The organism is Bacillus sp. Marseille-Q1617 (assembly GCF_903645295.1).
GTDB lineage: Bacteria > Bacillota > Bacilli > Bacillales > Bacillaceae_B > Rossellomorea.
In genome coordinates this window covers 688364-702504 of sequence record NZ_CAHJXM010000001.1, presented here as the reverse complement: position 1 = coordinate 702504, position 14141 = coordinate 688364, and the positions used below count along the sequence as shown (strand labels likewise).

Below are 14141 nucleotides of genomic sequence, written 5' to 3'. Positions count from 1 at the left end.
CCGTCGCCGCATCATTAAGAAAATTCTTAAATCCGCACGAAGCTCCAAGTCTTTTTTCATTAAGATTATTATTACTCCTTTTCACCAGCCGGAGCTCTCTGAAAATAATGAATCAAAATTACTCTTCTCTTCATAGCCAATTGTTTCATATAGAAAATTAAGAATATTTTACAATGAATAAATTGGCAAGTCAAATTCAATGATGAAATTACTATTTGGGGCTAAAGCGCCTTCGCTTTTCTTACTTCCGCTGTGTCTGATCAAAGAAAACAAAATTCCCAGGCGTATGACGCGACTGGGTACGCTCGAACATGACACCATCCGAATTGAAGATATGGCTCGTCACCACCACCACGCTGTTGAAACCATCCAGATTCAAATACGTCTCATCAGCTTCCGTCGTACGTTCCACCACCATCTTCCGCTTGGCGGTGACCGCACGCTGATCAAGTTCCCGGTCCAGATACTCATAAATCGAATCCTCCGCGATCTCGACCGTCAGCCCCTTCACCACATCTTTCCTGAAATAGTTGTGGTCCATGATGACAGGATTTCCTTCAAGGTAACGGACACGCTTCAGATGATACACCTCAACCCCGGCCGGAATCAGGGTAAGCGCATGAAGCTCGTCATCCACCGTCAGCTCCTCAAACACTATCACCTTCGTCTCATGTTTTTTATGATTCCGCCGGGCAAACTCCTTGAACGACTCCGTCTCCCCGAACATATACTCATTCTGCTTGAAATCCTGATAAATGACACGCACACCCTGGCCGTGTTTCGTCTGGACATACCCGTCGCTCACCAGATTCCCGATCGCGCGCCGCACCGTATTCCGCGAGCACTCATACTCCTTTACCAGCGTATTCTCCGAAGGCAGCAGCTGCTGATATTCATACATATTCTGTTCAATTTTATGTTTTAGGTCTTCATAGATTTCTATGTATTTCGTTTTTGGCATGGTTGCCTCCTGTCCTGCACTGTTCTTCTTATTGAGATAGTATCATAAGTTGGCGGGAAGGTGGACCTGAAGCCTGATATTATTATGCTATTTCTTCTCTTCAATCAAGAAGCACGGTGTATGAGTCGCCTAAAAAGGTGAAGCCCCTCCCTGATTCAGAAGAGCTTCACCTTTTATAAAAAAACAACTGTTGAGGACGCGCGAACTTAAATCAAACCCTCGATACTCTTATTCAATTCATCCGCCGTCATCGGCATGCCATGGCCGCTGAGAAGAAGATCCGGCTTCATGTTCAAGATGATTTTCATAGACTGGACAGCTAAATCCTCATCTTGGGTCAGATAATCCGGTGGACCGTCAAGTTCCTTTTTTTGAGTGAGTACATGGGCTATTGATTCCTGTTTTACAGTAATTAGTGCATCGCCTGCGATAAGGACCCTGCTGTCGTGATGATAAAACGAGACGTGTCCCGGTGTGTGCCCCGGCGTATGGATCCATTGCCATCCAGGCAGGTGGGGCAGTTGATGATCATCTGAATAGGAATGAATCTTCCCAGTTATGTCAATCCCCTCATGTGGGAAAAGCATAGGAGACAGCTTCACAACCATGCCTCTGCCTGCCTTCGGGTCAGGTGTAGGATAATCAAGCTCACCTGTTAAATACGGAAACTCTTCCCTATGAGCATAGACAGGCACATCCCAAACGCTGATCAGCTTTTCAAGGCTGCCGATATGGTCAAAGTGACCGTGTGTCAGGTAGATGGCTTCCGGTCGCGCACCCTTTCCGTAAAGCTTCTCTGCCTGTTCCATGATCTCGTCTGCGGACTTTGGCATGCCCGCATCAATCAGCACCCATCGGTTGTAATCACCAATAAAAAAAAGATTGACTACCTGATTGGTGTATTGATGAATCCCGGGTGCCGGTTCAATCAGTTGGCCTGATTTTACTGACGTGACAGGGATCTTCTTGTCCATTGTCCATTCCTCCTTTTCAAGGATTTACAACCTGGGGAATTCTCTGAGTTAGACAAATCCCTCCTGATCAGATGATGTTACCTATCAGGAGGGATTTAGTGATTCGTACTATCGTTCAAATCCGGAAAGTTATTTGTCGGTCTTTTCATTCTTGCTGTGTGCAGGCTTGTCCGTATCACGCTGGGGATCAATATCCTGGCCTTCCTCTTTCTTTTTTTGCTGTTCAACTGAGTCCTTGTCCTTTTTTTCACTCATATTATAACCTCCGTTTCATCAGATGTTATTCCTCTATGGATATGACTTACGTATGCAGAATCCGAACTTTCCACCTTACCTTCGTACTGGAGTTCTTGCTGATGGCTAATCAAAACTCTCCTTGAAGTGTTTTGGCATTCTATTCGGCGTTTTCCCTCTAAACAGCTAATAAAACAAAAATTGGCAAACCAATATAAAAGAGTATAATATTACTATTATTTTGGGCTCACATGAAAACTGAGGGACGGTTCCAATCTAATTTTGGGTGAGTTCTTGTATGAGGAGCGTGGGGGAGGACTCTTGTTATCTTAAAAAAAACGGAAGGGTAGAGCAGGGAACCATTTCCGTTCCATCGAAAGTAATATTTGGGGACAAGCAGGCACCATACCTCACCCCGGGGTCTCCAGCACAAAGTGGAAACCCTTTATTATCGCAAACATTGTGGTCGCTCTTTTCAACTCCTACATAGCCGAACCTTTCTTCGTGAAAATAAAAATTTATGAGTTAACCAATTGGAAATACACTTATTCCGTACCAATCTATATTCTCAAAGCAATGGTTATTAAGTTCCTGCTTGAAAAGGTACTATTAAAAAAAGAAGGAAATAGCTAAAAAGGTATTTTTTCAAAAGCTAAAATTTCATGCTTATTGGCACTTTTGTTGACAGCGATAATACAAAAGAGACTCGTCAATTGACGAGTCTCTTGTTCTGTATATAGTAAAGTCAACCGTGCCTACCATTCTCTGGTTAACGTCATCACTTCACTTTTGCCACTCCCAACGCATAATGCTTGAACAATATATTTTCTACCAACTCTCCCTTTGACTCTTCACAGTCGACGATCATGATGATTTCAGAATGAAAGCCTTTCAACAATCTTCTTTTCTTTTTCAACACTTTTTCCGTAAAGAGGCGAATAGCAAAGCCACTCAAAAATCCGGAGGCTGCACCAATCAGTCCCCAATAGATCGGCCCCCACTCCAACTCAAATCCAATACTTGCCCCGATGACGGCAAATGCAGTCGCAAGTGCGGCTCCTACATCAATTAAAGAAGTTCCATCAGAGCGATGGATATCATCGAATACCTTACGTTCCTCCGTCATGTTATCCAAAGGGACGATAAATATATCTTGCTGAGCAATTCCCTTTTTCTCCAGCGTCGCCACAGCCATTTCTATATGAACCGTATGTTCAAATGTTGAGAAGAGTTGCATGGTCTACTCCACCTTCTGCCCCTTACGAATCTTAAATGATGGAGATTGGTACCTCTCCACAAAATATTTACGTTGTACTTTGTCATATAATTTATTGTTTTCAATGGTATTACTATATGAATCAAAAACAGCAAACCCATACAGAGAAGGGAAAAATAATAACCAATCAGATTTAACTACTGCTGTTGCCAGCTTTATCTCCCCTAAAAACAATAGCGAAATGGCTTCCAATCCATGAGAATAATAAAAGAAGAGCACCGTCCAAATAATGACGAAAAAGGCCGTAACGATCCTGTGTATGTAAAGCTGTCCCAATCCTGGTATAAATGCTGACCAAAGGACAGCCATGACTGGATTTCTCTTATCCAAGTAATTAATTTCAAGTGCCCCTATACTAAAAGAATTAATCTTATGTTCTTCACGATCAGCTAACACATAGATTTTATTCAGATCAACTGTAGTACGATAACTATCCCAAATAGCGAATATATATACTGGTATGTATATCAGCAGCCAGCGTGTATCCAGGACTTCTTTCGCCAATTCAATTTCTCCTTGAAAAGAATAAATCATTGCAGTATTCACATTTGCTTGTAAATTTACGAGAACCTCCCAAATGAATAAGACAAATCCCCTGAGATATTTCGATAACAGAAGGTGGCCGAAGCCGGGGAATGCCGCACTCCACCAAGCAATGATGTAGGGGTTTCTAAGATGAATCTGTGTGGTTCCAAGAAGGCTTACGTGAGCCCTGTACCTCCTAGCCGTGTTGTCATTCGTATAATTGTCCATTTTTCACCTTTATGAAGAGAATTTTCTTATCAGTTCTTCCCAAATGGACGTTTTTTATACTGCTTGTTACAGGTCTACCGAGGTGACCAGGGACGGTTCTCTTACTCCCGATGTAAGAGAATCCCTCCTTAGGCTAAGCTATTCTTTAAAGATTTTTCGACAAGTTGCATGAATATCGAGAAAAGTGGTTTGAAAAATCAAAATGTTGCACGTAAATCTAGAAAGTAGCATGTATTTTTAAAATGTTGCTTGAAAAAGGTTTAAAGTGGATGAATTGCTTGATTTGCAGCAATAAGAACCGGTTCATCGGTCCTCAAATCCCCCTTTGACTGGCTCTGTTACGATTTATGCTGAATTTTCAGGATTTATGCTGAAATATTTTGATTTATGCTGAAAAAAATGAGTTTATGCTGACTTTTAGAGATTTATGCTGAATTATTTCACTTTATGCTGACTTTTACAGAAATAGCCAATTCTGGACAGTGGTAGTCCCCATTTTACTCATCTACATAATTTGCCTAAGCGTCAGCCGGTAAGGATTCTGCCAGTGTAAAACAAAAAGGTAGAACGGGACCCGCCCCCGCTCTACCTCCGAAACCCTTTGGGACAGGTACCCCATCTCCAAAAGCCACTACCTCTCCACCCATACTCTAACCTAACTCAACAAACTTCCCCTCATCCATCCCCGCTCCCGAAAAGGTCCGACCGGGACTTGGATCAAGGTAGTCTTCCCCTCTGAATCCAGATTATAAATCCCATCCGTCAACGTCGTATCAAATCCAAGAAGCGGGTGTCCGCCAAATCCATAAGCAGAAGCTGCCAAAAGCAGCCGCTGTACAAGCATGCCGGCTTCCATCTGCATGATCCTGTAGCCCCTGTATCCCAGGGTGTCTTTATCGTAATCTTTATTCCCAATGATATGGAGGCACATCGGCACCTGAAGCAAGTTTACGTTATCCAGTGACAGCCCTGACTGCAGCTGAAGCCGATAATCCCCTGTGCCGACTTCCCGCAATGAATGGCGGCCGCTGTCATATGCGTATGCGCCATCCGGAATGCCTTCTACGTTATAAAAGCAGCCCCAAATTGAAACACGGGGTTCTCTGTCGCTAAAAACATCGTCTATGTCACTTCGAAAAGAGTATGACTGAGTTGCAGCCTTCAATAAAGACCCCAGCGCCTCCTGACTGACCTTATCCATGGCAAAATCCATTTCCGGTGAATGTCTATTTTTGCATGCGGAAGCAAAATCAAACGCCAGTGCCTCGACCTCAGGGAGCAGGATTTCTTTTTCACCGCCCCTAACCCGCGGTTGTCTCCCAAGCCTCCGGAAATCACCTATACAATCTATCTTAGAAGCTTCATTCACCTCTAGTAACATCGGAAACTCCCTAATCCTGTCAGACCGTTCATAGTTTTCTACCGAAATAGCGGGCAGCTCCCGGCATAATTCCTCACCGGTTAATTCCCGGCCCATCCCCGATCCAGCCCAATTCGTAACATCAGCCGAAAGCAGGATGACGCTATAGACATTCTCCTCTTCCTCATCCAGTCCAAGCAAATGGTTGACCCCTGAATCCAGAAATTGAACATACACCCCCGACTGAAACCCAAATCTTTTAGAGGTTTCCAGCAGCTGTCCCATCAGGACGCCGGCATCCAGTGCCTGCAGCCTGTAGGAAAAGTTATTGTATTTGAAAAAGTTTTTCCAGAATCGTGTGGAGACAAAGACTGTGCCGAAACAGGATGAGATGTCACAGCGATTGCCGAGTGCCCGTTCCACGTACGAATCGAAATTCCCTTCCCGAAGTAAGTCGAGGCGATGACGGGCGGCATCATAATGGTAGACTCCATGGGGCAGATCATCCAACTTCAGATAGATATAGAGTTCATTCGGATACAGCGCCCCGCCGGATGGTGCAAACCGCCGGTAAGATTGGATGGGGTAAGACTCCTCTTCCCCGGAATCACCCCCATCCACCGACTGGCTTACCCCTGTGATGCCATAGACATACCAGAGAAAATGACCGATCCTTTCTACATCGGGTTTGGCCGGCAACTGGCTCCCGGTGAGTGACAGCGGTACTTCTAGAGACAATGGCATCGACTGCAGTCCCCGGTAAAGCTTATAAGAAAGGGGCGCATCCTCCCAGTCCGCTTCCCAGTTCGGCTGATTGGCACGCTCGATATTAAATTGCAGATTGTGCAGGAATTCTTCCAGCGTCATCCTCCTCACCTCCTGGGTATCCTAAGGAAACGGATGCGGTTTTTGATTAAGTTCTTCAAATGTCAACGGCCGGTCGTCGTATCCCAGTTCCGCCGGGACGTTCAGGACCCGCTCAAGTCCTGTCAGACGGGTAAGATGCTGCCCGAATGTCATCGGAAGCATGCCGGGGATCAAGACTTTCACACAGTGCAGACCGTTCTTCTCAAGTTCCGGAGCGGTTTGGTCAACGACAATGACATCAAGGTTCTCGCTTCGGAATGATTCCAAAATATCCTTCAGGTCATCCGTAAGATCGGTATGATCAGACGTCCATTTGAACTCTTCCTGGAAACTTCTCAATGGCCTGCTGTCATTCAGTAAAAACCCTAACCGTTCTTCCGCCTGCGGCAATCCATACAGCATGCCATGATCATCCATCTGCGTCACGAGGGAATCATCGTGAAGCATTTTTTCAAATTTCTCCCTGTTCTTTTCCAGTTTTTCATCAAGATTCAGCATCATCCCGGCGAGTTCCTGGATCGCGCTTTTTGCCGCCTTTACAGGATCCAGATGGGCACCTGCCGCGAGGATCAGATTCAAGCCTGAATCCTTCCTGTTTTTGGCGATTGCAAAGACGCTCGGGATCCTGTGCTCCATGGTGGCGTTATACAAATAGAGATCATACCCTGCGACCGCCTGCATCCGCTCGATCATCAACTGGAGCTCCTCGTCACCAGCTGTAGAAGGATCAAGCCGCGGCAGGTTGAGCTCTGCATACCAGGTCAACAGGAATGAATCCCGTTCGACGACCTCCATGATTCCGTAAAAAATCGCTTCCTCACGGCTTCCGCCAAGCGCACAGCCATTGGACGTCTCATACACAAAACCGGCTGAGCCGCAGCCCAGGCTGTAGTAACTAAGAAGCTCAGGGACAAGTATCGGACGCTCTTCGATGAGTGAATAGCCCCACACCCAGTCAATCGCCCTCTCCGGATCGAACTTCGCAAATGGAAATCCTGGCATGGCATATTGTTCATCAGTATGCACGCCGACCTTCAAAGGGTCGAGCGCTTGTTCCTTCACATTCCGATAGCTGTCATGTACGACTGTCCGTTTACCGCGCGGCTGCAGTCCGCAATGACGTTCCAATCCTTCAAGAATGGCAGTGAGCTCGCTGTCCGAGTAAGCTTGAGTCCGGCCTGCCGTCCCTTCATCCCCGGAAAACATCGGCATATTGACACTTGCATCCGCAAACGGCGTCACCAGGTCATACATCTTCGAGTTAAAAAGTCCCGTCCGATTATCCAGATAGTCTTTTACAAGCACGTTTTTCAGTTCATCGAGGGAAGTACAGCGGAAACTTCCCCTGCTGATTTTCCGGCTCGGCCGAAGGGAAACCCGGGCTAATTCCGGCGAATCGTCCGGAATCCTGCTGCAAACACCACATAAAGAATCAGGAATGAAGGAATGCCACGAGCTGTTCAATGTTTTCAGTTCGGTTAAACATATCCGGCCTTCCGAATGCGGCTTTTCACCCTCTAGGAACCTGCGAGCTTCCGCCGCGATGATGTGAGCCATGTGCATCAATCCGGAATTCGACGCCCATGGGTCCCTCGTTAGTCCGCCGACTTCAGCGAGTTTCCCCTGTACCTCCCGCATCTCATGGCGTTCCTTCCCTCCGAGGAGACGCCGCAGATCGGCGCATTGGGAGCATCCCGGTGTGCAGGGCCGAACAAGTGGTCCAACGACCCCCTCCCCAAACGAAACAAAGCCTCTCAGCCACGGGACCTGAGCTCCCCTCATCACTTCTTCTGCCTGCTGATGAACAGCCGGATTCCACGTATCATCCAAGGCAAGCACCAAATCCGCACGTACAGGGAGTCTTTTTTCAAAACTGCCCTGCCGGAACACGGGATACCGTGCTGAAATTTGCGCACATACCCGGTCCGCAAGCATCCCATCCCCGACAATCACCACGAAAGAACTCATTGCATTTCCTCCTCTCGCAGCAGCACAGCAAACACGCCTTCCAGCTCCTGTTTGAAAACGGGTTCCATATCCAGTTCATAAACCGCTAACTGCTTCTGATTCCTCTTCAAAGTTTCAATTGCATCTTTCACGGTTTCAGCCACGATCCCGTCTTCAGCGGCGGCAATGTCTATTCTCTCCGCACTCTGTTCCTCTACCACATCGGAAACAGGTTTTGCGTCAAAAGCATCCGTACCGTTCTGAGCATAAAAAAGAGCGTGCTGCAGAGAGTTTCTCAGTGCATTGGTAAGGGTTAATCCTGCATTTCCATACCAGCCATTTTTCCCTCGGACATAGACGACAGGAAATCGGGCCACATCCTCACCGATCCCGATTTCAGGCTTCCCTTGCATGGTGGTCAGTGCCTTAATATAAAAATGACATCTCTCATCCTTAATCTCAGCTAATTCAAGACGTGAAATCGTACTCTGTTGAACACATTCCCTTTTTCTCAGCTCATCCGTCAAGCACTTCTGAAGCCCGCGTCCAACACATTCCGCAAATGTCGCCCCTGCGCAGGTCGCAACATATTCACCGTTACGATGAGGAACCATCGAACGGCCCAATCTGGAAGCATACACTTCTACCCCTTGCAACCCGGCTTCCCGTCGTGCCTCCTCATGGGTCAAACCGCTGCAGATCACCTCATCCAGCAGTTCTGCCGGACCTTCAGACAGTACATCAACCGGGTGCACACGGCATTGAGCAAGTGGCAGCTGCTTTGTATCTCCTTCCTCCCATACATGAAAAACCCCGGTCTCTTTTGACGTCAACAGACTGAAGAAATACAGCATTTTTTCCCTGTCAATTCTTTCTGAGCCCTGCTCCAGCCTCGCTTCCAGACTTTGAACAGCTTCAGCTCCTGCATTTCCGATTTCCTGTGGATGCGGTAAAAAGGAATGCCAGCTTCCTTCAAGTGTTTCTGTATCCAGCAGAAAGATTCTATTTCTCTGATTCGATTTCGACACTCCTGTCATCTCTTTAAATAATTCAAAAACGATCATGTTCGCAAGCATCGCCCCAGGGACCGCAGATTCGGCAGGACCCTGATTTTCTTTTCTTAATGCCGCAGCGTGTATCCGTCTCCATGCAGATTCCCAGCCAGCCTCTGATTCGGGATGGATGATCGGACCTGCGATTCCTTTCTGCTTGTGGCAAATTGCAGGAACAAACAACTTCTTATCCTTCCTGCAAATGTCTTGAAGGAGCTCCAATTTCTCAAGGTTTTCGTTTTGAGTCACATATAAAACCGAATCGAACGGCTTCAGGGTCTCCCTCCATCCATCTTCACTGAATCCGACTTCGAGAAGCTCAAGCTCCGGATCTGTTTGACGGGCATGATCCACAAGCTCCAGCAGCCGCCTTCTGTTCGTGGGCACTTCATCGGTCACGAGCACCTGCAGGTTTGATATTCCAGATTCAATCAGCGATGAAACCAATGAAGCCAGAAAAGGACCAGACCCCACTGCCAGGACATTTGAATGGCGGTAGGTTTCAAACCTTGATGCCCCCGAATCTGCCAAACTATCCACAAATTCGATCTGTGATGCGAATTTTTCCACTGCATGCCGGGGCAGCTGGTGCGGAAGGTCCCTGCTTACATCCCGAACAAATCCATTTGTGTGCAAAACCTCCGCGATTTCCATCACCCTGCTTTTATAAGGACCAGGCAGTCCGTTCGTCAAATACTCAAGCGAATACTCCCCATTGAACATCGGCAGCAGCTTCTCCACCCACTGATCGATCCCGCTTCCTTCCATCCGGAAAGAACACTGGTTATTCCTGAAATAAACACCGCTGTTTGGTTCAGGGAGGTAAAACGTATCCCTCTTTACTTTTAAGCGCATAGAAGGCTCCAATTTCCCCATATCGCTCCTCCTTCCCCCGCTAAATCCTAATTGTTTTGTAACCGTCATTATCATCTTATGAATCTCAATTTGTCCCATATGTATAAATAAAGACCCCTGCACTGAATCACAGGGGTCCTTTTGAAACATATATTCTAAAAGCGGATTAACGCCCGCAGCGTCCGCATCTGCCGCAGCCTCCGCAACGGCCGCATCCGCCACATCGTCCACATCTGCCGCAGCCACCGCAACGGAAACATCCACCGCAGCCAAAACAGCTAAAGAAACATGAGAATCCAAATCCAAAACAGCCTCCAAATCCCAGGAACAGCCGCTCGTCATTTGGATCATACATATGTTGATCCCAGGACACAGGCTGTGTTGCCTGGAAATCACCTACATTCAGACCTTGAAGTTCATGGTGAAAATTATTCATCATCTTCATTACCTCCCAAATAAATTAGCCATTGACTCTCAATCAAGAAACAGCTACTAAGAAAAATTCCTATAATAGGTACATTCACTATAAATGTGAACACTCCCAAACAATTTATGTCATTTTGGTGGGTATTGTTACTGATGTAAAAGCCTAATTTAGAGGGACACCACGCAAAAAAGAACACATGAACACTCCAGTCCATGGAACAGAGTTTGAACTCTTTTATTTGATAGCCGGGATTTTTTTACTTCAGTTTATGAACCGCTGGTTAACTGGGGAAGGTTCCCATCCTACTAATAGTCCCCACTCTCTACTTTCGATCCCCCCTTTTGTGGCTAAACCATAAATAAGCACTAACATTATTGTGGTTGGGGCACGTTGTTTCGTATCGGCCATTGTCGTTATAATTTTCTTAACAGAGGAAATAGTTTAACGAATTTCGTTTAATCACCCTGCACTGAGGGGAAACAGTGTCAATACAAGGAGGTGTGGTGATTTTGGAAGCCATAAGTAAGCGCTTTTTCTTGTATCTGTCTTACAATAAGGCATTGGACCGAATGGCCAAGCGATGGGGATCCAAATTTGGGGCCAACAAGATCATTGGGGGCCAAACCTTTTCGCAGGCCATTCCATTGATTACTCAATTGAACCAGGAAGGATTCCAGGTTACAGTCGATCACCTAGGTGAATTTGTTGATTCCGTGGATGATGCACGGGAACATGTCCGGGAGTGTATCGAGAGTATAAAGGCAATTGCTTACCATCAGTTGGACACTGAAATGTCTGTAAAACTGACATCGCTTGGATTGGATATCAGTCGTGACCTGGTGCTCGAACATATGGAGTTGATTTTATCCAAGGCAAAAGAATATGGAATCACGGTCACCCTCGATATGGAGGATTCATCCAGGTGCCCTGCCATCCTCGATATTTACAAAACCCTTCGGCAGAAGTACGAAAATGTGGGGACGGTCATCCAGTCCTATCTGTATCGGTCAGATCAGGATGTAGATGATCTCAAGCAGTTCTCACCCTATTTAAGGCTGGTGAAGGGTGCATATAAAGAATCAGGTAAGGTGGCTTTCCCTGAAAAGCAAAAAGTGGATGAGAATCTGAAACATCTCATCAAAAAGCAGCTTTTAAACGGTCATTATACTGCCGTGGCTAGCCATGATGAAGCGATGATCGATTACACCATCGGGTTAGTGAAAGAACACAATATCCCGAACGACCGCTTCGAGTTTCAAATGCTTTATGGAATGAGGAATCAATTGCAGTCCGATCTCGTTAAAAAAGGGTATACAGTCCGTATTTACCTGCCTTACGGGGAAGATTGGTACGGGTACTTCATGAGACGGCTGGCTGAAAGGCCTGCAAACATCGCGTTTGCATTGAAGGGAATCTTCAGCAAGTAATGTTCATTGCAGATAATAATTTAAGGAAGGAACGTGAAGAAAATGAGTAACGGAGTTTTCAATATCCCAACACCTAAAAATGAGCCTGGCAATACATATGCCCCAGGTACAAAAGAAAGAGAAACATTAAAGGCAGAATTAAAGCGCCAATCGGAAACAGTAGTCGATATCCCTGTCATCATCAATGGGGAAAACATTAAGACGGATTCAGTGAAGCAAGTCGTCATGCCGCATGATCATCAACATGTCCTTGCAAACTTTTCGCTTGCTGGTGAAAAAGAGCTGCGTGATGCTGTAGAGGCTGCAATGGCTGCAAAAGAATCATGGGCCAACATGCCGTGGCAGCACCGTGCATCCATTTTCCTGAAAGCGGCGGATTTGATCTCCGGACCTTACCGTGACGTCATCAACTCGGCTACGATGCTGGGTCAATCGAAAACAGCTTATCAAACTGAAATTGATGCTGCACAAGAATTAGCAGACTTCCTTCGTTTCGGCGTCGATTATGCAAACCAAATCTATCAAATGCAGCCGGATAGCATGAAAAATATCTGGAACCGCCTGGAATATCGTCCATTGGATGGTTTCGTATTGGCGATCTCCCCATTCAACTTCACGGCAATCGGCGGGAACCTGCCATCTGCCCCTGCCATCATGGGGAACGTAGTCGTTTGGAAACCGGCGTCAACTTCTGTACTATCAAACTACTACTTCATGCGTATTTTAGAAGAAGCAGGATTGCCTAAAGGGGTCATCAACTTCGTCCCTTCCCGCGGTTCACAAGTATCAGAGGTAGTCTTGACGGACCCTCGCATGTCCGGATTCCACTTCACCGGATCAACAAGCACATTCCAGACCATCTGGAAAAACGTCGGGGAGAACATCATGAACTACAAATCATACCCTCGTCTGGTCGGGGAAACTGGCGGGAAAGACTTTGTATTCGCCCACGAAACAGCGCAGGCAGACAAAGTGGTCGCTGCACTTGTCCGCGGAGCATTTGAATACCAAGGTCAAAAATGTTCAGCAGCATCCCGTGCCTACATCCCTGCAAGTATGTGGGAAGAAGTGAAAGCTGGCGTATTGGAAGAAACGGCCAAGCTTAAAGTCGGAGATGTCAGAGACTTCAGGAACTTCATGGGTGCGGTCATCGATAAACCGGCTTTCGATTCCATCACAAGCTACATCGACTATGCGGCAGATTCTGAAGAAGCAGAAATCATCGCCGGCGGCACGTATGATGATTCTAAAGGCTACTTCGTTCAACCGACAGTCATCGTGACAACGAATCCAAACTTCAAAACGATGACAGAAGAAATCTTCGGACCAGTATTAACGATTTATGTATACGAAAATGACCAATTGGAAGACACATTGACTGCAGTCGATACAGCGTCCATGTATGCATTGACAGGCGCGATCTTCGCACAAGACCGTGAAGCGATCATGCACCTTGAGCGCCGCCTATCAGGTGCAGCCGGTAACTTCTATATCAACGACAAACCAACAGGCGCCGTGATCAACCAGCAGCCATTCGGCGGTTCCCGCGGTTCCGGTACAAACGATAAAGCAGGCTCTGTCTTCAACATGATTCGCTGGACCAGTCCACGCATCATCAAAGAAAACTTTGCTCCGACTACGGACATTGCTTATCCGTTTATGGATGAAGAATAAGATTATAATTGGCGGTCTAAACGTCCGCTGCTGATGCACAAAATCGAATAAGCTTTTTATGACTAAGAGGCTGGGAGAAAAGTGTTTTAGTCTAAGTAAAGCCCGAATTAATTTGCACACAATGAGGCAAATTAGTTCGGGTTTTTAATTTGTTTAAAAAATACATAGGTTTAAGCCTTTTCTAGCGGTTGATTGGAGTGCAAGAGGAAGACTCCTGCGGGAAGAGTAGCTTATGTGAGACGTGTCTAGCTTCAGGGCTTAGAGGCACATGTCATAAGTCAAACCGACCAAGAAGGCAAAGAACGCCTTCGTGGTCGATTCGCCTTATGCCACC

General features: G+C 46.4%; 11 protein-coding genes and 1 other annotated feature (1 of these 12 cut by a window edge). Of the genes, 2 read left to right on the top strand and 9 right to left on the bottom strand.

The window, feature by feature from the left end; all coding sequences use genetic code 11:
- Positions 1-143, bottom strand: a binding site (T-box leader) (it extends 121 nt beyond the left edge of the window).
- Between the two features lie 98 nt (positions 144-241).
- The 9 genes from HWX64_RS03460 to HWX64_RS03420 form a co-directional block, all read right to left on the bottom strand.
- The gene (locus tag HWX64_RS03460) at positions 242-961 is read right to left on the bottom strand and encodes a UTRA domain-containing protein (protein WP_175987287.1); all 720 of its coding nucleotides are present in this window, start codon (positions 959-961) and stop codon (positions 242-244) included.
- A 206-nt stretch (positions 962-1167) separates the two neighbouring features.
- Positions 1168-1935 carry an MBL fold metallo-hydrolase gene (locus tag HWX64_RS03455; protein WP_175987285.1) on the bottom strand — a complete coding sequence of 256 codons (768 nt, stop codon included), beginning with the start codon at positions 1933-1935 and terminating at the stop codon, positions 1168-1170.
- Between the two features lie 129 nt (positions 1936-2064).
- Complete coding sequence (locus tag HWX64_RS03450; RefSeq protein ID WP_175987283.1) at positions 2065-2190, bottom strand: 3-methyladenine DNA glycosylase; 126 nt, start codon at positions 2188-2190, stop codon at positions 2065-2067.
- Positions 2191-2947: 757 nt separating this feature from the next.
- Positions 2948-3406 carry a hypothetical protein gene (locus HWX64_RS03445; protein ID WP_175987281.1) on the bottom strand — a complete coding sequence of 153 codons (459 nt, stop codon included), beginning with the start codon at positions 3404-3406 and terminating at the stop codon, positions 2948-2950.
- A gap of 3 nt (positions 3407-3409) precedes the next feature.
- A complete protein-coding gene (locus tag HWX64_RS03440; protein ID WP_175987279.1) occupies positions 3410-4198 on the bottom strand; it encodes a hypothetical protein in 789 nt (262 codons plus the stop codon).
- Positions 4199-4853: 655 nt separating this feature from the next.
- Positions 4854-6425: a SagB family peptide dehydrogenase gene (locus HWX64_RS03435; RefSeq protein ID WP_175987277.1), complete on the bottom strand. Its 1572-nt coding sequence runs from the start codon at positions 6423-6425 to the stop codon at positions 4854-4856.
- A 21-nt stretch (positions 6426-6446) separates the two neighbouring features.
- Complete coding sequence (locus HWX64_RS03430) at positions 6447-8393, bottom strand: TOMM precursor leader peptide-binding protein (RefSeq protein ID WP_175987276.1); 1947 nt, start codon at positions 8391-8393, stop codon at positions 6447-6449.
- Positions 8390-10300, bottom strand: a complete 1911-nt coding sequence (locus HWX64_RS03425; protein WP_175987274.1) for a putative thiazole-containing bacteriocin maturation protein — start codon at positions 10298-10300, stop codon at positions 8390-8392. The genes HWX64_RS03430 and HWX64_RS03425 overlap by 4 nt, the downstream gene beginning before the upstream one ends.
- 145 nt (positions 10301-10445) lie before the next feature.
- Positions 10446-10715 carry a heterocycloanthracin/sonorensin family bacteriocin gene (locus HWX64_RS03420; protein WP_175989621.1) on the bottom strand — a complete coding sequence of 90 codons (270 nt, stop codon included), beginning with the start codon at positions 10713-10715 and terminating at the stop codon, positions 10446-10448.
- Between the two features lie 500 nt (positions 10716-11215).
- On the opposite strand from HWX64_RS03420, the gene HWX64_RS03415 reads away from it, so the two are divergent.
- Together HWX64_RS03415 and pruA are read left to right on the top strand one after the other, a co-directional pair.
- On the top strand, positions 11216-12133 hold the full coding sequence (locus tag HWX64_RS03415) for a proline dehydrogenase (protein ID WP_303049456.1): 918 nt from the start codon (positions 11216-11218) through the stop codon (positions 12131-12133).
- 42 nt (positions 12134-12175) lie between these two features.
- On the top strand, positions 12176-13807 hold the full coding sequence (pruA, locus tag HWX64_RS03410) for an L-glutamate gamma-semialdehyde dehydrogenase (protein WP_175987272.1): 1632 nt from the start codon (positions 12176-12178) through the stop codon (positions 13805-13807).
- Positions 13808-14141: the final 334 nt, after the last annotated feature.